Source organism: Nonomuraea sp. NPDC004702, from assembly GCF_053601695.1.
Genome location: NZ_JBSGCE010000001.1, coordinates 250584 through 270785, shown reverse-complemented (window position 1 = coordinate 270785; position 20202 = coordinate 250584). Strand labels below are relative to the sequence as shown.

Sequence of the window (20202 nt, the reverse complement as noted above, 5' to 3'; positions counted from 1 at the left end):
ATCAGCCGAAGTAAGGCGAGTGGGAAGACCACGCGAAGCCGTAAAAAAAGAAGAAGTCAAAGGCCCAGCCGCGGGGACGGCCTCCCCCCGAATGCCGTCCCCGGCTGGGCCCACCCTCGGGTCAGGTGCCGAGGGAACCGGCGTGCGGAAGGGCTCACGATCACGCCGGTCGGCCTTCATGTGGGTCACCTTGAAGGCCGCAGACTCATCATGCGGGCCGATCCGGCCGATGTGAATCACCCTTGCGCAGTCGAGGCCGACACTTGTCCACTCTTGACCTGGGCGAACATGCGGAACAATGGGCCTTATGACTCGGATCATCGCGGGGAGCGCGGGTGGGCGGCGGTTGGCCGTGCCGCCGGGGCGGGGCACGAGGCCGACCAGCGACAGGGCCAGGGAAGGCATCTTCTTGACCCTCGACTCCCTGTACGGCCTGCGCGAGGCCCGCGTGCTCGACCTGTACGCCGGTTCGGGCGCCGTGGGCCTGGAGTCGCTGTCCAGGGGCGCGGCCCACGCGCTGCTCGTCGAGTCCGACGCCAAGGCGATCCGGACGATCAGGGCCAACATCCGGTCGCTCGGCCTGGAAGGCGCCGAGCTGGTGGCCGACAAGGTCGAGCGGGTCCTGGCCAGACCGCCGGAGGAGCCGTACGACATCGTCTTCGCCGATCCGCCGTACGCGCTGGGCGACGGCGAGGTCACGCGGGTCCTGGAGCTGCTGCGCGACAACGGCTGGCTGATGGACGAGGGGCTGGTGGCATTCGAGCGGGAAACGAGGGGAAAGTCCTTGATATGGCCGGAAGGATATGTTGAGGAGAGGGTCCGTAGATACGGCGAAGCATCCGTTTGGTACGGTCGCGCCGCCGGGAACCCGTAGACCTGGGAGGCGTCTTGCGCCGCGTTGTCTGCCCGGGGTCGTTCGACCCCATCACCAATGGCCACCTCGACATCATCGGCCGGTCGGCCCGCCTGTACGACGAGGTGGTCGTGGCGGTCCTCATCAACATCGAGAAGAGCAGCCTGTTCACGGTCGACGAACGGATCGAGATCCTTCAGACCGTGACGAAGGAGTACCCCAACGTCAAGGTGCAGAAGTTCCATGGCCTGCTGGTGGACTTCTGCAAGCACAACGACATCCCCGCCATCGTCAAGGGCATCAGGGTCGTCAGCGACTTCGACTACGAGCTGCAGATGGCCCAGCTCAACTACCGTCTGTCGGGCGTCGAGACGCTCTTCATGCCCACCAATCCCGAGTACTCCTTCCTGTCCTCCAGCCGGGTCAAGGAGATCGCGCGGTATGGTGGCGACGTGTCCGGCCTGGTCCCTGACCTGGTGCACAAGCTGCTCATCGAGCGTCTCAGGGGCTGACCGCGACCTGGTATCCTTTCATTTCGGCCTTGTACGACGGCGAGCGTCTTCGCCATGCCTAGCGAGAGCAGGATGACTCAGCACCTCGACCCCCGCTCCCCTTGGGTGCTCTCCACTCATGATCTGGGGAAGCGACCGGGCACGATGCGGCAGATGACCCTGTCCCTTCCGGCACCGGCTAACCTCGGCGTCGACATGATCGGTGTCCCCAAAGACGCCGAAGTCGAGCTGGACCTCCGGCTCGAAGCAGTGATGGAAGGCGTGCTCGTCTCGGGCACGGCGCACGCCCCGCTCGCCGGGGAGTGCGCGCGGTGCCTTGACCCGATCACCTCGGACATCGAGGTCGATCTGCAGGAGCTGTTCTTCTACTCCGACGAGGACGCCTCGGAGGACGACTCGCTGCTCGACGGAGAGCTGCTCGACCTCGAGCCGACGTTCCGTGACGCGGTGGTGCTCGCACTGCCGCTGAGCCCCGTGTGCCGCGAGGACTGCGAGGGGCTCTGCACGGAGTGCGGGATCAAGCTGGCCGAGGCCGGCGACGATCACCGGCACGAGAAGATCGATGCCCGCTGGGCGTCGTTGCAAGGTCTGGTTTCCGAGAACGATAACGATCAGGAGAAGTGACGTGGCCGTCCCGAAGCGAAAGATGTCGCGGAGCAACACCCGCGCCCGTCGCTCCCAGTGGAAGACGACTGCTGTCGCCCTGGTGAGCTGCCCGCAGTGCCGTTCGCCCAAGCAGCCGCACATCGCGTGCCCCACCTGCGGCACCTACAACCGTCGTCAGGTCATCGAGCCGTCCGCCTGATCACACTGACAGCAGGCCCGCCCGTCGTGTTCGGAGCGGGTTTCACCGTCAGCAGTTGACGTGATGCCGACCGGGTGCCATTGTGCCTCGGTCGGCGTTAACGTCTGTAGATGCGTACGGCGGCGGTTCGCCCGCGGCCGTGGTGGACGCCGGGGCTACCCGTTACCCCGACGCCCACCACGTTTTCGGGCATCTTCCGCGGCCGCCTTGTGAAGATGTCCGAGGAGGAAACACGTGGGCGCAGGTCCTAAGCCGGTGGCCGTGGAGGTCGCCAGGGAAGAGCTGCAGCGGGTCCTGGTCGTCGGCCTCGACCCCGACATCCTCGAGCGGGCGCTGACGCACCGCTCCTACGCGTACGAGAACGGCGGCCTGCCCACCAACGAGCGCCTGGAGTTCCTCGGCGACTCGGTGCTGGGTCTCGTGGTCACCGACACCCTCTACCGCAACCACCCCGACCTGCCCGAGGGGCAGCTCGCCAAGCTGCGCGCCGCCGTGGTGAACATGCGCGCGCTGGCCGACGTCGCCCGCAACCTGGGCCTGGGCCGGTTCCTGCGGCTCGGCAGGGGCGAGGAGGGCACCGGCGGGCGCGACAAGTCCTCGATCCTGGCCGACACGCTGGAGGCGCTGATCGGCGCGATCTACGTGGACAAGGGCCTCGACGAGGCGTTCCGGGTCGTCCACCTGCTGTTCGACCCGCTGATCGTGCGCTCGGCGTCGCTGGGTGCGGGGCTCGACTGGAAGACGTCCCTGCAGGAGCTCACCGCCTCCGAGGCGCTCGGCGTGCCCGAGTACCACGTCGAGGAGAGCGGCCCCGACCACGCCAAGTCGTTCACGGCCATGGTGCGCGTGGGCGGCGAGTCCTACGGCTCGGGCAGCGGGCGCAGCAAGAAGGAGGCCGAGCAGCAGGCGGCCGAGGCGGCCTGGACGCGCATCCGGGCCCGCCGCGAGCAGCGCGAGAGCCAGCCCGCCAGCTGACCCCGGCGCACGGGAAGCCCCGGCCCGCGTCCGGCGTTGTGACTGCGGATCCGTCCCCGTCGCGGCATGCCCTGCGGCCGGGGAAGTCGAGAGGACGGTTGGTGCACGGTGCCTGAGCTGCCAGAGGTCGAGGTCGTCAGGCGCGGCCTGGCGCAATGGGTCGTCGGCCGCGAGATCGCCGCCGCGGAGGTGCTCCACCCGCGCGCGATCCGGCGGCACGTCCCCGGGGCCGACGAGTTCACCGCCCGCCTGAAGGGCCGTACGGTGTTGTCGGCCGAGCGCCGCGGCAAATACCTGTGGCTGCCCCTGTCGGGCGGCGAGGAGGCCCTGCTGGCCCATCTGGGCATGAGCGGTCAGCTGCTCGTCGTCGATCCGCAGACGCCGCCCGAGAAGCACCTGCGCGTCCGCCTCCGCTTCGAGGACGGCGGCCCCGACCTGCGCTTCGTCGACCAGCGCACGTTCGGCCACGTCATGCTGACCCCGCTCGTCGGCGGCGTGCCCGCGCCGATCGCGCACATCGCGCCCGACCCGTTCGAGGCGTCGTTCGACGAGGCGGAGTTCACCCGCCGGCTCAGGGCCAGGCGCACCGAGATCAAGCGGGCGCTGCTGGACCAGTCGCTGATCAGCGGCGTCGGCAACATCTACGCCGACGAGGCGTTGTGGATCGCCCGGCTCCACTGGGCCCGTCCCACCGAGACGCTGACCCGTCCGAAGGTCGCCGAGCTGCTGGCCGGCGTGCGCACGGTGATGGGCGCCGCCCTCCAGCAGGGCGGCACCTCCTTCGACAGCCTCTACGTCAACGTCAACGGCGAGAGCGGCTACTTCGACCGGTCGCTGGAGGTCTACGGCCGCCGCGACCTGCCGTGCTCGCGCTGCGGCACGCCCATCAGGCGCGAGGCGTTCATGAACCGGTCGTCGTACTCCTGCCCCAAATGCCAGCGAAAGCCGCGGTGAGCAGCGCCAGCGCGGCGCCCAGCCACATCACCGACGAGATCGACACGCCGTCCACCACCCGGCCGCCGACGAACGAGCCGAGCGCGATCGAGACGTTGAACGCCCCCACGAACAGCGCGGTGCCCAGCTCGCCCCCGCCCGACCGCATGATCCACAGCTGCAGCGCCACGCCGACGCCGCCGTAACCGAGGCCCCACACGACGAGCATGACCAGGGGCAGCCCGACCAGCGCCAGCGCCGCCGTGGAGGCGGCGATGAGCAGGGCCAGGACGATCAGCACCGGCTTGGGGTCGCGGGCCGCCCTGGCGCCCGCGACGAAGTTGCCGACGACGCCGGCCGCGCCGTACACCAGCAGGGCGACGCTGACCAGGCCGGGACCGGCGTCCGCGACCTGCTCCAGGAACGGCCGGACGTAGGTGTAGGCCGCGAAGTGCCCGGTGATGATCAGCACGGTCGCCGCCAGCACGACCCGCAGCGCCCCCGGCAGCGGCGCGCGGGAGCCGCCCGAGGCGTCCTCGCCCGGCATCGGCGGCAGCACGGCGGCCAGCAGCCCGAGCAGCACCAGCGCCAGCCCGCCCATGACCGCGAACGACGTGCGCCACCCTGCCGCCGAGGCGATGAGCGTGCCCGCCGGCACGCCGAGCACCGAGGCCACCGACACGCCGCCGAGGATCACCGACGTGGCCCTGCCCACCGAGCGCTCGGGCACCAGCCGCAGGCCCAGCCCGGCCGCGAAGGCCCAGAACCCGCCGATGCTGATCCCGGTCAGCACCCGCGCGCCCAGCATGACGGGGAAGCTCGTCGCGAACGCCGCCGCCAGGTTGGCCACCGCGAGCAACGCCATCAGGCCGAGCAAGGGGACGCGCCGGTCCAGCCGCCGGGTGGCCAGGGCCAGCACGGGGGCCGAGACGGCCGCGACCAGCCCCGGCAGCGACACCATCAGCCCGGCGGTGCCGTCGGACACGCCCAAGCCGGCGGCGATCGAGGTCAACAGGCCGACGGGCAACATCTCGCTGGTCACGATGGTGAAGGTGCCCACCGCGACCGCGAGGACGGCGAGCCAGCGGGCCCGCGCGACAGTGGAGGTCTCAAGAGTCGTCATGCCGTTCAGCCTCCTCATCGGCCGGGGACGGAACAATGACGAAGCTCGAAGCCTTGCTTTAGGCAGGCTAAGCGATCGCGTCCGGGGAGTGGCATGGAGTTCAGGGAACTGGAGTGCTTCGTCGTGCTGAGCGAGGAACTGCACTTCGCGCGTACGGCCGAGCGCCTGTATCTGTCGCCCGGCCGGGTGAGCCAGCTCATCGGGTCGCTGGAGACCCGGATCGGCGGCCGCCTGTTCGACCGCACCAGCAGGCGGGTGGGCCTGACGCCGCTCGGCCGGCGCTTCCTGGCCGACCTGCGGCCCGCCTACGACGGCATGGCGGCGGCCGTGTCGCGGGCGACGGCCTCGGCGCGGGAGGTGGCGGGCCTGCTGCGGGTGGGGTTCCTGGCCACGCCTACCGAGATCGTCACCGGCAGCGTGGCGGCGTTCGAGCGGCGGTATCCCGGTTGCATGGTGGAGCTGGTCGAGGTGCCGCTCTCCGACCCGTTCAGCAAGCTGCGCGAGGGGCGGGTGGATCTGACGTTCACGCTGCTGCCGCTGGAGGAGCCCGACCTGGAGGGCGGCGCGGAGCTGAACCACTGCCCGGTCGAGCTGGGGCTGTCGGTACGCCATCCGCTGGCCGGCCGCGCCGGCGTCGACGCCGAGGAGCTGGCCTCGGTCGCCCTGTTCGGCCTCGACGACCCCGCGCCGCGCCGCTGGCAGGAGCACATCGCCCCGACCCTCACCCCGTCCGGGCGGCCGATCGCGCGGGCCGGTTCGGTGGCCACCACCCAGGAGGGCCTGACGCAGGTCGCGCTGAACCGCGGCGGCATGCTCTTCTGCAAGCCGAGCGCCGACCACCATCGCCGTCCCGACATCGCGTTCGTGCCGGTCGACGGCCTGCCTCCGTCGATCCTGGGCCTGGCCTGGCTGCGCGCCGGACGTACGGCCTCGATCCTCGCCTTCAACGAGTTGGCCATGGAAGTCGTACGGCGGCATGAGACGGTGGCGGCATGACGGATACGAAGAGTAATGGCGACAAAGGTTCGGAAAACGTCCGAGTAACCGCCTGGGTGCGGGGGAGGGTCCAGGGGGTGGGCTTCCGGTGGTGGACGCGCGCGAGGGCGTTGGAGCTCGGCCTGACCGGCTGGGCGCGGAACACCGACGACGGCCGGGTCGAGGTCGTCGCCGAGGGCCCGCGGGAGGCGTGCGTCAAGCTGTTGGAGCTGCTCAAAGGTTGCGACACGCCGGGAAGGGTCGATGGAGTAGTGGAACGATGGAGCGAACCCCGAGGTAGTTTGGGCGGTTTTGTAGAGCGGTAGTCGCTTTTGCTAAACGGCCCAAATAGGGTATAGTTGTATGTCGGGAGTGCCTATCAGTAGGGCGTTGCGGTTGGATCGACTTGACCGCCCACACTGCCGGTGCGACTCTTGTTAAGTACCACGCGCACCCCTCCCGCGGAATAGAAGTGCGCGAACCAGTCTGGTCACTCAGCGTGGAGGACCCTTTACCATGGCGAAGGCTCTACTCGGCCACGTCGGCGGTCCTGACCCTCGGATGGTCTCGGAGATGCGCCGCTTGCAGCAGCGTATCCGGGATCTGGAGGCAGAACTCATCCGACTTCAGGCCACGAATGACGCTCTTGCGGCGCAAACCCGCGACGAAGCGCTCAGTCGCTTGCAGGAGCGCGAGCCGGCACTCACCTGAGAGTGATCGGAGCGCAAGACCCAGGGACGTCTCGAAGAGGCGTCCCTTGTTATTTTCCCTGGTGAAAAAGCGCTGGTCATCGACATGCCCACGAGCGGCGGCCGAGACCAGTAGGCTTTTCCGAAGCCCGTTCAGCCGAGGCCGGGGAGGAGGGTCGGCGTTTGTACCTGAAGAGCCTCACCCTGCGCGGCTTCAAGTCCTTCGCCTCCGCGACCGCCCTTCGCCTCGAACCCGGCATCACGTGCGTCGTCGGCCCCAACGGCTCGGGCAAGTCCAACGTCGTCGACGCCCTGGCCTGGGTCATGGGCGAGCACAGCGCCAAGTCGCTGCGCGGCGGCAAGATGGAGGACGTCATCTTCGCCGGCACCTCCTCCAGGCCGCCACTCGGCCGGGCCGAGGTGACGCTGACCATCGACAACTCCGACGGCGCGCTGCCGATCGACTACACCGAGGTCACGATCAGCCGGCTGATGTTCCGGTCGGGGCAGAGCGAATACGCCATCAACGGCGACACCTGCCGCCTGCTCGACATCCAGGAGCTGCTGTCCGACTCGGGCATCGGCCGCGAGATGCACGTCATCGTCGGCCAGGGCCAGCTCGACGCCGTTCTGCACGCCGGGCCCGAAGACCGCCGGGCCTTCATCGAAGAGGCCGCGGGCGTGCTCAAGCACCGCAAGCGCAAGGAAAAGGCGCTGCGCAAGCTCGACTCCATGCAGGCCAACCTCACCCGGGTGCAGGACCTCGCCACCGAGCTGCGCCGCCAGCTCAAGCCGCTCGGCCGCCAGGCGGAGATCGCCCGCAAGGCCGCCGTCATCCAGGCCGACCTGCGCGACGCCCGGCTGCGGCTGCTCGCCGACGACCTGTGCATCCTGCGCGCCACGCTCGAACGCGAGGCCGCCGACGAGGCCGCCGTCACCGCCCGGCGCAACCAGGTCGAGGCCGAGCTGGCCGAGGGCCAGCAGCGCGAGGCCGCCCTGGAGGCCGCCGAGGCCGAGACCCAGCCCCGGCTGAGCGCCGCCCAGGAGACCTTCTTCAGGCTCTCCTCCCTGCGCGAGCGCATCACCGGCCTGGAACAGCTCGCCGCCGAACGCCACCGCCACGCCCTCGACGCCGCCGCCATCGAACGCCGCGGCCGCGACCCCGAAGACCTCGAACGCGAGGCGGGCGAGGCGCGCGAGCAGGAGCAGATCCTGCGGACCGAGCTCGAACACGCCCAGGAGCTGCTGGCGGAGGCCGTCGAGCGGCGGGCCGCGGCCGAGGCAGAGCTGGGCGCGGAGGAGCGGCGCCTGGCGATGGCCGCCCGTGCCGCCGCCGACCGCCGCGAGGGCCTGGCCAGGCTGCGCGGCCAGGTCGACTCCGTGCGCAGCAGGGCGCGCGCGGCCGAGGAGGAGATCGGCCGGCTGGAGAAGGCCGTGGCCGACGCCGCCGAGCGCGAACGGCAGGCCCTGGCCGACCTGGAGAACGAGCGGGCCGAGGAGCCGGCGGCCGATCCGGCGCTGGCCGAGGAGCTGGCCACCGCGCAGGCCGCGGTCGAGGAGGCCAGGGCCGCCGCCGACGCGGCCCGCGTGGCCGCCGACGAGGCCAAGGCCGGGCTCGGCGCGCCGCGGGCCGCCGTCCAGGCCGCCAAGGCGGGGGTCACCACGGCCCGCGCCGCCGACCAGGAGGCCCAGCGCTCGGTGGCCGCGCTGCGGGCCCGCCGCGACGCCCTGGAGCTGGGCCTGGCCAAGGGCGACGGCGGCGCCGCGCTGCTCGACGCCGACCTGGCCGGGGTGCTGGGCCCGCTGGCCGCCTCGATGCAGGTCACGCCGGGCGCTGAGCTGGCCGTCGCCGCCGTGCTCGGCCCGGTCGCCGAGTCCGTCGCGGTCAAGACGCTCGACACCGCCGTCGAGGCGCTCGGCCTGCTGCGCAGCACCGACGCGGGGCAGGTCACGCTGCTGGTGGCCGAGACCGGAGTTTCGGACACCGCGCACCACTCCCAGGTTGCGCGATCCCGGCCCGCCCCGCCGGACGGCGGGCGGTGGGCCGCCGATCTGGTCACCGTGCCCGACGAGCTGCGGCCGGCGCTCGACCACGTCCTGGCGAAGGTCGTCGTGGTCGCCGACCTCGAAGCGGCCCGCGAGCTGGTGGGGCGGCGTCCCGAGCTGCGGGTGGTGACCGAGGGCGGCGACGTGCTCGGGGCCCATCTGGCCGGTGGCGGGTCGGCCGGCGGCACCTCCGTCCTGCAGGTGCGGGCGGCGCTCGACGAGGCCGTGCACGACCTGCGGGTGGCCGAGGCCACGGCGGAGGCGACGGCCGAGGCGCTCGACCAGGCGATCGAGGCCGAGCAGGCGGCCCAGACGGCCGTCGAGGCGGCCCAGGCGCACGTCAACGAGGCCCAGAGCGCGGTGACCGCGGCCCAGGCCGGGGTGAGCGCCGCGCAGGGCGTGCTCGACCAGGTCAGGGCCCGCCAGCGGGAGGCCGACCAGCGCAACGCGGCGGCGGCCAGGCGGCTGGCCCAGCTGGAGGCCGCCGCGCACGCCGCGCACGCCGAGGCCGAACGCCTGGCCCGCAGCGTCACCGCGGCCCAGGACTCCCGCACCGAGGGGCTGGAGGAGCTGGCCGAGCTGGAGATCCGGCTGGCCGAGGCCGAGTACGCCCAGGAGCTGGAGACCGAGCCCACCACCGACCTGCGCGACGACCTGGCCGCCACGTGCGAGACGGCCCGGCAGCGCGAGATGGACACCCGGCTGCAGGTGCGCACCGCCGAGGAGCGCGTCAAGGGCATCGAGGGCCGTGCCGACGGCCTGCTGCGGGCCGCCCAGCGCGAGCGCCAGGAACGCGCCCAGGCCGCCGCTCAGCGGGCCAGGCGCAGGCGGCAGGCCGTGCTGGCCGAGGCGGTCAGCAAGGGCGCCAGGCAGGTGCTCGGGGCGCTCGCCTCGTCGATCCAGCTCGCCTCCCGCGAGCGCGACGACGCCGACCTCGCCCGCGTCGCCGTCGACGCCGAGCTGAAGCAGGTCCGCGTGCGCGTGCGCGAGCTGGGCCAGGAGCTCGACAAGCTGGTCAACCGGGTCCACGGGAGCGAGGTGGCCCGCACCGAGCAGCGCCTGCGGCTGGAGCAGCTCCAGGAGCGGGCGATGGAGGAGTTCGGCGTCGAGGTCGAGGCGCTGGTCTCCGAGTACGGCCCCGACGCGCCCGTGCCGGGCGACCCGCCGGTCCCGTACGTCCGGGAGGAGCAGGAGAAGCGGGCCAGGGCCGCCGAGCGGCAGATGACCCAGCTCGGCAAGGTCAACCCGCTGGCGCTGGAGGAGTTCGCCGCGCTGGAGGAGCGCCACGCCTTCCTGACCTCGCAGCTGGAAGACCTCAAGAAGACCCGGCGCGACCTGCTGACCGTGGTCAAGGAGGTCGACGACCGCGTCGAGCTGATGTTCGCCTCGGCCTACGAGGACGTCGCCCGCGAGTTCGAGCAGATCTTCACCCGGGTCTTCCCCGGCGGCGACGGGCGGCTCGTGCTCACCGACCCCACCGACATGCTCACCACGGGCATCGAGGTCGAGGCCAGGCCGCCGGGCAAGAAGGTCAAGCGGCTGTCCCTGCTGTCGGGCGGCGAGCGCTCGCTGACCGCGGTGGCGTTCCTGATCTCCATCTTCAAGGCGCGGCCCTCGCCCTTCTACGTGATGGACGAGGTCGAGGCCGCCCTCGACGACACCAACACCCAGCGGCTGCTGACCCTGTTCGAGGAGTTGCGGCAGAGTTCCCAGCTCATCGTCATCACCCACAACAAGCGCACGATGGAGATCGCCGACGCCCTCTACGGCGTGTCGATGCGCGGCGACGGCGTGACGCAGGTGGTCAGCCAGCGCCTGCGGGAGCGCGAATCCGCCTGATCCGGCCTGTCATCATCCGTGTGCCTTGGGCATGACCATGCCGGTCGATCTGGAAAACTGACATCTTGTGGATGGTTACCTCGGCGTCATAGTGATCGTGGCCGTCGTCGCCCTGCTGGCGGCCGGCGGCCTCTTCCTGCTGTTCAGGCCGGGTGGCAAGGCGGCGCCGCCCGTGCCGCCGCCGGAGGCGCCGCCGCTTCCCGAGGAGGAGAAGCGGCCCGCCGGCCCGGTCGAGGAGGCCGACGGCGCGGTCACCACGGTGCCGCCGCCGGTCCAGCCGGCCGAGCCGATGGTCATCGCCCCCGAGGTCGAGGTGCCGCCGCCGTCCGCTGGGCGGATGGTGCGGCTGCGCTCGCGTCTGGCGCGTTCGCAGAGCGCGCTCGGCCGCGGCCTGCTGGAGCTGCTGTCCCGCGACCGGCTCGACGACGACGTCTGGGACGAGATCGAGGAGAGCCTGATCACCGCCGACGTGGGCGTCGCCCCGACCCGCGCGATGGTCGAGGAGCTGCGCACCAAGGTCAAGGTGCTGGGCAGCCGCACGCCCGCCGAGGTCAGGGGCCTGCTGCGCGAGCAGCTTCTCGCCCAGGTCAATCCCGACCTCGACCGTAGCCTGCACGTGCAGAAGCACGGCGAGCGGCCCGCCGTGGTGCTGGTCGTGGGCGTCAACGGCACGGGCAAGACCACCACCACCGGCAAGCTCGCCCGCTCGCTCATCGGCGACGGCAAGACGGTCGTGCTCGGCGCGGCCGACACCTTCCGCGCGGCGGCGGCCGACCAGCTCCAGACGTGGGGTGAGCGGGTCGGCGCCGAGACCGTGCGCGGGCCGGAGGGCGGCGACCCGGCCTCGGTGGCCTTCGACGCCACGGCCAAGGGCATCGAGGACAAGGTCGACGTCGTCATCGTCGACACCGCGGGCCGCCTGCACACCAAGACCGGCCTGATGGACGAGCTGGGCAAGGTCAAGCGGGTCATCGAGAAGAAGGCCACGGTCGACGAGGTGCTGCTCGTCCTCGACGCCACCACCGGCCAGAACGGCATGCGCCAGGCCCAGGTGTTCGCCGAGGTGGTCAACATCACCGGCATCGCGCTCACCAAGCTCGACGGCACCGCCAAGGGCGGCATCGTGATCTCCGTGCAGCGCGAGCTGGGCGTGCCGGTCAAGCTCGTGGGGCTCGGCGAGGGGCCCGACGATCTGGCGCCTTTCGACCCGGATGTCTTCGTGGACGCGATCCTGGGCGACTGACGCCGTTTATCGGTCATGTCCTAATTCATGCCGAAATGGCCCTTACCAGAAAAGTCTTGAGTCGCTAGTTAGCTTTGTGCTGACATGTTCGGGTTATCCGCGATCACGTAAGGGATGCCCATGAAGAAGATCGTCGTCCATCGTCCCGGGACTGTCAGGCCCTCCACGCTCGCCTCACCGCGACACGGCATTTGACCTGTCTCTGGGTCGGCGTTTCCACGCGGGAACGCCGACCGCTGGGAAAGGGGCGGTCGTGAGGACGATCGCCCTGGACGCCGACCGCCGGGCAGCCGGGCCGTACACGCTGGCCGCCGCGCTGCTCGACCTTCTGGTCCCCGAGGCGCTCGACCGGCGGCCCGACCTGGTCGCCGCCTACGACGTGGAGCTCCGGGTCGCGGCGCCCCGCCTGCGGCCGCTCGTGCCGGTGCGCAGGCGCTCGCTGGCCGACGACCTGCCGAGGGGGCAGCGCATCCTCATCCCGGGGGCGCGGCGCAGCCTCAGGATCGCCAACGGGCTGGCCGAGTTCGTCCGCGAGCTGCTGGCCGTCACCGGGCCGCTCACGCTCGTCGTGTCGAACCTGGGCGAGGCCGACCACACCGACCACGAGCTGGTCGAGGTGCTGCGCCGCCGGCTCGACCCGGGGCTGCTGCGCGTCGAGGAGGGCCCGTCGTCGCCCGGCGAGGGCCCGCTGTGCGCCGACTTCGACCGCTACCGCGACGAGGGCTTCCATCACGCGATGGTGGAGTCGGGCACGGAGGCGCTGCGCGGCATGGCGTACGAGGACGACCCCGAAGGGTGGCGGACCCTCGTGCAGCGCGTCGCCGCGGCCCTGGAGGCGGTGGAGCGCGAGGAGGAGGCCCGCGAGCTCTACGACCGGGCCAGGCGCCTCAGCACCGACCCCAAGCACCGGGCCACCATCGCCTACGCCACCGCGATGATCCTGGTACGCCACCACGACCCCGCCCGCCGCGACCCCGGCGAGGCGATGGCGTGGATCAACGAGGCCGTCACGATCACGTCGTTGCTGCCCGACCCCCGCGAACGCGCCTTCCACCTCGGCTTCGACCTCAACGGCAAGGCCCTGGTGGAGCTGCGCGCCGGCCGCCCGGACGCCGCGCTGCGGCTGGTCGAGCAGGCCATCGCCCTGGCCGACGAGCACCTGGCGGACGAGCACCCGGTCCACCGGCTCGTGCTGCGCGCCAACAGGGCGCAGCTGCTGGCCGGGGCCGGCCGGCACGAGGAGGCGCTGGCCGACTACACGGCGGCGATCGACGCCGATCCCGGCTATCCGGACTACTACCTCGACCGGGGCAACCTGCTGAACAAGCTGGGCAGACCGGAGGAGGCCCTGGCCGACTACGAGACCGTCATGCGGCTCAGCCCGCCCTTCCCCGAGGCGTACTACAACCGCTCGGAGCTGCGGTTCGCGGCCGGCGACCTGGACGGCGCCCGCGCCGACCTCGACCGCACGCTGGAGCTCGACCCCGACTTCGCCCCCGCGTACGTGAACAGGTGCGGCCTGCTCGCCCTCCACGGCGAGTACGAGCAGGCCAGGCGGGACGTGGAGCGCGGCCTCGCGCTCCGGCCGCGCGACGCCCACCTGCTCTGCGTGCTCGGCCAGGTGGAGACGGCCCAGGGCCGCCACCCGGAGGCGTACGCGGCCTTCGACGCCGCGCTGGAGCTCGATCCCGACCTGGCCGCCGCGTGGGGGAGCCGGGCCGTGCTCGCCTTCGAACGCGGCGACCCCGACGGCGCGCTGTCCGACCTGACCCGCGCGCTGAAGCTGACGGAGACGGCCGAGCTGCTGTTCAACCGGGCGATGGTCCACCGGGAGCTGGGACGGGCGAGGGAGGCCAGACAGGACCTGCTCAGAGCCGCCGAGCTGGCCCCCGGCGATCCGGACGTCGGGCGGGCGCTGGCCGAGGGGTGAGGAGATGGGCGGCCGGTACTGGCTCCTCCTGGGAGCCTTCCTCGCCTCCTCGCTCGGCACCTGGATCTACCGGCTGGCCCTGCCGCTGCTCGTCTACGACCTGACCGGGTCGGCGCTCGGCACGGGGCTGGTCTACGTGACCGAGTACCTGCCGTACCTGCTGCTGGGGATGTTCGGCGGGGTGATCGCCGACCGGTTCGACCGGCGGCGGGTGCTGGTGCTGGGCGACCTGGCGTCGGGGGCCGTCACCGTCGTGCTCGCCGTCCTGGTCACGGCCGGTGTGTCCCGGTTGTGGCCGATCTACGTGGTGGCGTTCCTGCTGACCTGCGTGGACCCGCTCTACCAGCCGGCGTTCCGGTCGATCGTGCCCTCGCTGGTGGAGGTGGCGCGGCTGCCGCAGGCCAACGCCCGGCTGCACATCGGCGAGCACGCGGTCAACATGGCCGGGCCGGTGATCGGCGGCGCGCTGGTGGTGAACTTCGGCTACCAGGTGGCCGTCTACGCCGACGCGGGCACGTTCCTGCTGTCGGCGCTGCTGATCTCGCTGATCAGGACCGCGCCCGCGGCCGCTGCGGCGGTGCGGGGGCGGTCGGTGGTCGCCGACATGCGCGAGGGCCTGCGCTTCCTGACCGGCGGCGACCGGGTGGTGCTCACCACCGCCCTGTCCGCCGCGGCCTGCAACTTCGGCGTCTGGCTGCTGCTGGCGGGGCTGGTGTACTACCTCAGCTCGTACCACGGGTTCACGCCCGGGGAGATCGGCGTCGTCTACGCCTTCCAGGGGGCGGGCGCGGTGCTCGGGGCGGTGCTGGGCGGCAGGCTGGTGTCCAGGTGCCGGCCGGGCCCGCTGATCTGCTGGGCCATCGTGGCCGGGGGCCTGTCGATGCTGGCCATGATCCCGGCCAGGGGGCCGGTGCTGATCGGGCTGGCCTGGATGGGGCAGTTCGCGGCCGCCGGGACCTCGATCGTGGCGAGCATGACCGTCCGCCAGCTGCTCGTCCCCGACCATCTGCTCGGACGGGTGCTCGGCACGGCCAGGATGATCGCGTTCTTCTCCATCCCGATCGCCTCGCTGGTCACGGGGGTGTTCGAGTCGGCGGTGCGGAACGCGTACGCGTTGATGGCCTTCGCCGGGGTGAGCTGGCTGGCGATCGCGGCGGGCGTGGCGCTGTCGCCGATGCGCCGGGTCAGCCTCGCGCGGCTGCGAGCGGCCCGATCGGCACCACGAGAGGGGTCCCCGCGACCGGATCCTCGATGACCTTCGCGTCCAGCTCGAACACCTCGCGCAGCAGCTCCTCGGTCAGCACCTCGTGCGGGGCGCCGGCGGCCACGACCTTGCCGGCGCGCATGGCCACCAGCCGGTCGGCGTAGCGCGCGGCCAGGTTGAGGTCGTGCAGGACCATGACGACCGTGCGGCCGGCCTGCTCGTGCAGGTGCCGGACGAGCTCCAGCACCTCCACCTGGTGGGCCAGGTCGAGGAACGTGGTGGGCTCGTCGAGCAGCAGCAGGTCGGTGCCCTGGGCCAGGGCCATGGAGATCCACGCCCGCTGCCGCTGGCCGCCCGACAGCTCGTCGAGCGGGCGTTCGGCGAGGTCGGCCAGGCCGGTCATGGTCAGCGCCGCGGCGACGGCCGACTCGTCGTCGGAGGACCACTGCCGGTACCACGTCTGGTGCGGATGCCGTCCCCGGGCCACCAGGTCGGCCACGGTGAGCCCTTCGGGGGCCGAGGGCGCCTGCGGCAGCACGCCGAGGATCTTGGCCACCTCGCGGGTGGGGATGGCGTCGATGCGCTTGCCGTCCAGCAGCACCTGGCCGCCCTGGGGCTTGAGCAGGCGGCCGAGCGCGCGCAGCAGGGTGGACTTGCCGCAGCCGTTCGGGCCGATGATGGTGGTCACCGTGCCCGCCTCGACGCCCAGGTCGAGGCCGTCCACGATGGTCCGGTCGCCGTAGCCGAGCTTGACGCCCGCGGCCTGCAGCCTCATTTGCGTGCCCTCCAGATCAGGTGGATCAGGTACGGTGCGCCCAGCACGGCCGTGACGATGCCGACGGGCAGCTCGATCGGGGAGAAGACGGTCCGGGCGATCAGGTCGGCGCCCGCGGTGAGCGCGGCCCCGGTGACCGCCGAGCACAGCAGCGGCGGCCGGGCCGAGCGGGTCAGCCGGAGCGCGATCTGCGGCGCGGCCAGGGCCACGAACGCGATCGGCCCGGCCGAGGCGGTGGCCACCGCCGCCAGCAGCACGGCGGCCAGGATCAGCAGGGCGCGGGCGGCGTTCACGCGCACGCCGAGGGCGGTGACCACGTCGTCGCCGAAGCGCAGCGCGTCGAGCGAGCGGGTGCCGAGCAGGGTGGCCGGGACGAGCACCGCCAGCGCGAGCGCCACGGGCACGACGTGCTCCCAGCCGCGGCCGTTGAGCGAGCCGCTGATCCAGACCATGGCCCGGCCGGTGTCGTTGACGTCGCCGACGGTCAGCAGCCAGAACTTCACGTTCGTGAACACGGCGGCCACGCCGATGCCGACCAGGACCAGGCGGTAGCCGTCCAGGCCGCGCCGCCAGGCCAGACCGTAGACGACGGACGCGCCGAGCAGGCCGCCGAGCAGGGCGAGCGCGGGGATGCCCAGGTCGGCCAGCAGGCCGCTGGTGCCGCCGTAGACGCTGCCGCTGGCCACCACGCCGGCCACGACGGTGACCGAGGCGCCGGTCGTGACGCCGAGGATCTCGGGGCTGGCCAGCGGGTTGCGGGCGATGGACTGGATGATCGCGCCGGACAGCGCGAGCGCGGCGCCGACCAGGGCGCCGGTCAGGGCGCGCGGCAGGCGCAGCTCCATGATGACGAAGTGGGCCGGGCTGTTGACGTCGAAGGTGCCCTGGAGCACCTCCGCCAGGCTCATCGGGAGGTCGCCGATGCGCATGTTCAGCGCCATGAGCACGACCAGGAGCGCCAGGCCGGTCACGCCGACGGCGACGGCGCGCGGGCGCAGCCGCCAGGACAGGGCGCCGAGGCGCAGGGGGAGCGCGGTCATAGCCGTACCGGCTTTCTGCGGCGGACCAGGGCGACGAAGAAGGGCGCGCCGATCAGCGCGAGGACCACGCCGACCTCCAGCTCGCCCGGAGGGGCGACCACGCGGCCGATCACGTCGGCGACCAGCAGCAACGCCGCCCCGACCAGCCCCGAGTACGGCAGCAGCCACCGGTGGTCGGTGCCCGACAGCGACCGGGCCAGGTGCGGCACGATCAGGCCCACGAACGCCAGCGAGCCGCAGGCCGCCACCGCCGCGCCTGACAGCAGGGTGACGGCGGCGACGCCGACCGTCCTGGTCAGGGCGATGTTCTGGCCGAGCGAGCGGGCGACGTCCTCGCCGAGCGACAGGGCGTTCAGGCCCGGGGCGTTGACCAGGGCGAGCAGCAGGCCGGCGAGGATGAACGGGAGCACCTGCCAGACCACGTCCGGGCCCCTGGCGGCGATGGAGCCGGACTGCCAGAAGCGGAAGACGTCCATGGCCTGCTCGTCGAGGAGCACGATGGCCGAGGTCATGGCGTACAGCAGGGCGCTGACCGCGGTGCCGGCCAGGGCCAGCGTGACCGGGGTGGGGCCGCCCCTGCCGCCCGTCATGCCGAGCGCGAACACCGCCACGCTCGCCACCAGCGCGCCCGCCAGGCCGAACCAGATGTAGGCGAGCAGGCTGGAGGCGCCGAGCAGGATGATCGAGGCCACCATGGCGAACGCCGCGCCCTGCGTGACGCCCAGCAGGCCGGGGTCGGCCAGCGGGTTGCGCGTGTGGCCCTGCATGAGGGCGCCCGCGACGCCGAGCGCGATCCCGGCCAGCACCCCCAGCACGGTACGCGGCACGCGCAGCGAGCGGATGATGATGTCGTTCTCGCTGCCCGTGGGCGCGGTGAGAGCCTGCCAGGCGTCGCCCGGCGGCACGGACTTCGAGCCGACCGTGATGCTCAGCACCACCCCGGCCGCGACGGCGGCGAGGAGGAGGAGCAGGAGGACGAGCCGCCGGCGCCGGATGCCGTGGAGGCGGGGCGCGAGCGCGGTCACCAGTTTCCTCCCCTTGTTTGCCCGATCGTGGTGAAGTATGCCAGGTTAGGCAGGGCTAACCTAATTTAGGTTCGCCTTACTTCAAGAAAGGGTTCCGATGAGAGCGTGGCGGGTGCTGGCCGGTGTGCTGCTGGTGGCGGGGGTGGCCGCGTGCGGCTCGACGGAGCCGGCGGCCAAGCCGTCGGCCGACCCGGCGGCCAGGACGATCGAGCACGCGATGGGCTCGACCAAGATCTCCGGGCAGCCCAAGCGGGTCGTCGCGCTCGACCAGAGCTTCGTGGACGCGGTGCTCACGCTGGAGACCCCCGTGATCGGCTACACCACCTACCGGTCGATCGACACCAAGCTGCCCGACTACCTCGGCCCGCTCGTCGCCCGGTACGGCAAGGAGGCGACCCCGGTCGGCACCCTGGAGCAGCCCAGCCTGGAGAAGATCGCCGCGCTCAAGCCCGACCTGATCGTCTCGGCCAAGGTCCGGCACGAGGCCCTGTACGACAAGCTGTCGAAGATCGCGCCGACGGTCTTCAGCGAGACGACCGGCGCCATCTGGAAGGAGAACCTGCGCCTCATGGGCCGCGCCCTGGGCAAGGAGGACCTGGCCGACTCCCGGATCAAGGCGTTCGAGCAGCGCGCGGCCACGATCGGGGCCGCGATCAAGGAGAAGGCGGGCGGGAAGCTGCCGACCGTCTCGATCGTGCGCTTCGCCGGTGAGCCCACCGTCCGGCTCTATGTCGAGAAGTCGTACTCCGGGGTGGTGCTGAAGGACGTCGGCTTCCCCCGCCCCGAGGGCCAGCCGACCAAGGACGACGCCATCGCCGTGGACGTCAGCCAGGAGCGCATCGCCGACCTCGACGCCGACCACATCTTCGTCGCCACCTACCCGGACCCGGCCAGCGACGGCCCCAAGGAGAAGTTCGTCGGCAACCCGCTGTGGGGCCGGCTCAAGGGGGACAAGCACGAGGTCAGCGACCTGACCTGGATGAGCGCCGTGGGCGTCCAGGGCGCCCACGCCATCCTGGACGACCTGGCCAAGACCTTCTCGGTCGACCCCGCCAAGGCCGCCTAGGCTCCGGCGCTCAGCGCGGCAGGAACGTCCGCAGGTCGGCCAGGTGCGGTTCGAGGTCGAGCCCCTGGCCGGCCAGCCATTCCGGGTTGTCGTAGGTGCCCTTGTAGCGGTCGCCGCGGTCGCAGATCAGGGTGACGACGCTGCCCTGGACGCCTGATTCGCGCATCTCCCTGACGAGCTCGACGCACGCGGCCATGTTCGTCCCCGTGGAGCCGCCGACGTCCAGGCCGGTGACCTCGCGGGTCCAGTGCATGGCGGCGATCGAGCGGGCGTCGGGGACGGCGATCATGCGGTCGATCACGCCGGGCAGGAACGACGGCTCCACCCGGGGACGCCCGATGCCCTCGATCCGCGACCCCGAGGCCGTCACCGCGGGGTCGCCGGAGACCCAGCCCGGGTAGAACGCCGAGCCCTCCGGGTCGACCACGGCAAGGCGGGTGGGGTGGCGGCGGTAGCGGATGTAGCGGCCGATCGTGGACGACGTGCCTCCGGTGCCGGCGCCCACGACGATCCAGGCGGGCTCGGGGTGCGGTTCCATGGACATCTGGGAATAGATCGACTCGGCGATGTTGTTGTTGCCACGCCAGTCGGTCGCGCGTTCGGCGTAGGTGAACTGGTCCATGAAGTGGCCCCCGGTCTCGGCGGCCAGCCGGTGAGATTCGTCATAGATCGCCCCGGGGTCGGCGACGAGGTGACATTTCCCGCCGTAGAACTCGATGAGGTGGCACTTCTCGGGCGACGTGGACGCGGGCATGACGGCGATGAACGGCAGGCCGAGCAACCGGGCGAAATACGCCTCGCTGACCGCGGTCGAGCCGCTGGACGCCTCCACGATCGTGGTGGCCGGGCCGATCCAGCCGTTGGCGAGGCCGTACAGGAACAGGGACCGTGCGAGCCGGTGCTTGAGTGAACCGGTCGGGTGCACCGATTCGTCTTTCAGGTAGAGGTTTACGCCCCAGTGCGAGGGAAGCGGAAAGACGTGCAGGTGAGTGTCACAACTTCGGTTGGCGTCGGCCTCCACCTTGCGGATGGCCTCCGCCACCCACCGACGTGTCCCCGTGTCGTGACGGTCCACAGATTCCATGTCCATACGCTATCCCCTGTGACTCTGACCACTATTCCTACGAAATTGGGTGGGTAGTGTTATGATAATGAGACTTGTCCGGCCG

19 protein-coding genes are annotated in these 20202 nt (G+C 71.7%); 14 read left to right on the top strand and 5 right to left on the bottom strand.

All coding sequences use genetic code 11. The features are described 5' to 3' along the window. Positions 1-307 precede the first annotated feature (307 nt). The 6 genes from rsmD to mutM all read left to right on the top strand — a co-directional run bounded on the left by rsmD (position 308) and on the right by mutM (position 4099). Entirely contained in the window at positions 308-874 is a 567-nt protein-coding gene (rsmD, locus tag ACWEJ6_RS01310; protein ID WP_452420480.1) for a 16S rRNA (guanine(966)-N(2))-methyltransferase RsmD, read from the top strand. Between the two features lie 14 nt (positions 875-888). After that, a complete protein-coding gene (gene coaD / locus ACWEJ6_RS01305) occupies positions 889-1365 on the top strand; it encodes a pantetheine-phosphate adenylyltransferase (RefSeq protein WP_352324821.1) in 477 nt (158 codons plus the stop codon). Positions 1366-1419: 54 nt separating this feature from the next. Then, positions 1420-1989 (top strand): YceD family protein, encoded by a 570-nt coding sequence (locus ACWEJ6_RS01300; protein WP_387670994.1) that lies wholly within the window; start codon positions 1420-1422, stop codon positions 1987-1989. Position 1990: 1 nt separating this feature from the next. After that, positions 1991-2170 (top strand): 50S ribosomal protein L32, encoded by a 180-nt coding sequence (gene rpmF / locus ACWEJ6_RS01295; protein ID WP_033409409.1) that lies wholly within the window; start codon positions 1991-1993, stop codon positions 2168-2170. Positions 2171-2425: 255 nt separating this feature from the next. Next, entirely contained in the window at positions 2426-3145 is a 720-nt protein-coding gene (gene rnc, locus ACWEJ6_RS01290; RefSeq protein WP_352324836.1) for a ribonuclease III, read from the top strand. Positions 3146-3253: 108 nt separating this feature from the next. Then, the gene (gene mutM, locus ACWEJ6_RS01285) at positions 3254-4099 is read left to right on the top strand and encodes a bifunctional DNA-formamidopyrimidine glycosylase/DNA-(apurinic or apyrimidinic site) lyase (RefSeq protein WP_357973056.1); all 846 of its coding nucleotides are present in this window, start codon (positions 3254-3256) and stop codon (positions 4097-4099) included. Here mutM and ACWEJ6_RS01280 read toward each other — a convergent pair. Continuing rightward, positions 4047-5201 (bottom strand): MFS transporter, encoded by a 1155-nt coding sequence (locus tag ACWEJ6_RS01280; protein ID WP_452420477.1) that lies wholly within the window; start codon positions 5199-5201, stop codon positions 4047-4049. The two genes, mutM and ACWEJ6_RS01280, sit on opposite strands and share 53 nt — an antisense overlap. Positions 5202-5294: 93 nt before the next feature. On the opposite strand from ACWEJ6_RS01280, the gene ACWEJ6_RS01275 reads away from it, so the two are divergent. From ACWEJ6_RS01275 to ACWEJ6_RS01245, 7 genes are all read left to right on the top strand, one after another. Beyond that, on the top strand, positions 5295-6197 hold the full coding sequence (locus ACWEJ6_RS01275; protein ID WP_364330347.1) for a LysR family transcriptional regulator: 903 nt from the start codon (positions 5295-5297) through the stop codon (positions 6195-6197). Next, positions 6194-6502 (top strand): acylphosphatase, encoded by a 309-nt coding sequence (locus ACWEJ6_RS01270; protein ID WP_352324815.1) that lies wholly within the window; start codon positions 6194-6196, stop codon positions 6500-6502. The genes ACWEJ6_RS01275 and ACWEJ6_RS01270 overlap by 4 nt, the downstream gene beginning before the upstream one ends. Positions 6503-6692: 190 nt before the next feature. Next, positions 6693-6887 carry a hypothetical protein gene (locus tag ACWEJ6_RS01265; protein WP_026214481.1) on the top strand — a complete coding sequence of 65 codons (195 nt, stop codon included), beginning with the start codon at positions 6693-6695 and terminating at the stop codon, positions 6885-6887. A gap of 161 nt (positions 6888-7048) precedes the next feature. Continuing rightward, a complete protein-coding gene (gene smc / locus ACWEJ6_RS01260) occupies positions 7049-10750 on the top strand; it encodes a chromosome segregation protein SMC (RefSeq protein ID WP_452420474.1) in 3702 nt (1233 codons plus the stop codon). Positions 10751-10817: 67 nt separating this feature from the next. Then, positions 10818-11993 carry a signal recognition particle-docking protein FtsY gene (gene ftsY / locus ACWEJ6_RS01255; protein WP_358288490.1) on the top strand — a complete coding sequence of 392 codons (1176 nt, stop codon included), beginning with the start codon at positions 10818-10820 and terminating at the stop codon, positions 11991-11993. A gap of 253 nt (positions 11994-12246) precedes the next feature. Then, positions 12247-13923, top strand: coding sequence for a tetratricopeptide repeat protein (locus tag ACWEJ6_RS01250; protein WP_452420472.1), 1677 nt, complete (start codon positions 12247-12249; stop codon positions 13921-13923). A 4-nt stretch (positions 13924-13927) separates the two neighbouring features. Then, positions 13928-15178, top strand: coding sequence for an MFS transporter (locus ACWEJ6_RS01245; RefSeq protein ID WP_452420470.1), 1251 nt, complete (start codon positions 13928-13930; stop codon positions 15176-15178). On the opposite strand, the gene ACWEJ6_RS01240 is transcribed toward ACWEJ6_RS01245, so the two are convergent. Genes ACWEJ6_RS01240 through ACWEJ6_RS01230 form a run of 3 tightly spaced genes read right to left on the bottom strand, consistent with a single transcriptional unit; the run spans position 15108 to position 17967 of the window. Then, positions 15108-15902, bottom strand: coding sequence for an ABC transporter ATP-binding protein (locus ACWEJ6_RS01240; RefSeq protein ID WP_358288482.1), 795 nt, complete (start codon positions 15900-15902; stop codon positions 15108-15110). The genes ACWEJ6_RS01245 and ACWEJ6_RS01240 overlap by 71 nt on opposite strands. After that, positions 15899-16942 (bottom strand): FecCD family ABC transporter permease, encoded by a 1044-nt coding sequence (locus ACWEJ6_RS01235; protein WP_387670982.1) that lies wholly within the window; start codon positions 16940-16942, stop codon positions 15899-15901. The genes ACWEJ6_RS01240 and ACWEJ6_RS01235 overlap by 4 nt, the downstream gene beginning before the upstream one ends. Beyond that, positions 16939-17967: a FecCD family ABC transporter permease gene (locus ACWEJ6_RS01230; protein ID WP_358288477.1), complete on the bottom strand. Its 1029-nt coding sequence runs from the start codon at positions 17965-17967 to the stop codon at positions 16939-16941. The genes ACWEJ6_RS01235 and ACWEJ6_RS01230 overlap by 4 nt, the downstream gene beginning before the upstream one ends. A 97-nt stretch (positions 17968-18064) precedes the next feature. On the opposite strand from ACWEJ6_RS01230, the gene ACWEJ6_RS01225 reads away from it, so the two are divergent. After that, positions 18065-19033 (top strand): ABC transporter substrate-binding protein, encoded by a 969-nt coding sequence (locus tag ACWEJ6_RS01225; protein WP_452420467.1) that lies wholly within the window; start codon positions 18065-18067, stop codon positions 19031-19033. A gap of 10 nt (positions 19034-19043) precedes the next feature. Here the strand turns inward: ACWEJ6_RS01225 and ACWEJ6_RS01220 are convergent, their stop codons facing one another. After that, entirely contained in the window at positions 19044-20117 is a 1074-nt protein-coding gene (locus tag ACWEJ6_RS01220) for a PLP-dependent cysteine synthase family protein (protein ID WP_452420465.1), read from the bottom strand. Positions 20118-20202 lie beyond the last annotated feature (85 nt).

Excerpts from the sequence above, each read along its gene's own strand:
- rsmD (WP_452420480.1), top strand. The coding sequence starts at position 308 with ATGACTCGGATCATCGCGGGGAGCGCGGGTGGGCGGCGGTTGGCCGTG.
- ACWEJ6_RS01300 (WP_387670994.1), top strand. The coding sequence starts at position 1,420 with ATGCCTAGCGAGAGCAGGATGACTCAGCACCTCGACCCCCGCTCCCCT.
- ACWEJ6_RS01280 (WP_452420477.1), bottom strand. The coding sequence starts at position 5,201 with ATGACGACTCTTGAGACCTCCACTGTCGCGCGGGCCCGCTGGCTCGCC.
- ACWEJ6_RS01275 (WP_364330347.1), top strand. The coding sequence starts at position 5,295 with ATGGAGTTCAGGGAACTGGAGTGCTTCGTCGTGCTGAGCGAGGAACTG.
- ACWEJ6_RS01270 (WP_352324815.1), top strand. The coding sequence starts at position 6,194 with ATGACGGATACGAAGAGTAATGGCGACAAAGGTTCGGAAAACGTCCGA.
- ACWEJ6_RS01265 (WP_026214481.1), top strand. The coding sequence starts at position 6,693 with ATGGCGAAGGCTCTACTCGGCCACGTCGGCGGTCCTGACCCTCGGATG.
- ACWEJ6_RS01245 (WP_452420470.1), top strand. The coding sequence starts at position 13,928 with ATGGGCGGCCGGTACTGGCTCCTCCTGGGAGCCTTCCTCGCCTCCTCG.
- ACWEJ6_RS01240 (WP_358288482.1), bottom strand. The coding sequence starts at position 15,902 with ATGAGGCTGCAGGCCGCGGGCGTCAAGCTCGGCTACGGCGACCGGACC.
- ACWEJ6_RS01235 (WP_387670982.1), bottom strand. The coding sequence starts at position 16,942 with ATGACCGCGCTCCCCCTGCGCCTCGGCGCCCTGTCCTGGCGGCTGCGC.
- ACWEJ6_RS01225 (WP_452420467.1), top strand. The coding sequence starts at position 18,065 with ATGAGAGCGTGGCGGGTGCTGGCCGGTGTGCTGCTGGTGGCGGGGGTG.
- ACWEJ6_RS01220 (WP_452420465.1), bottom strand. The coding sequence starts at position 20,117 with ATGGAATCTGTGGACCGTCACGACACGGGGACACGTCGGTGGGTGGCG.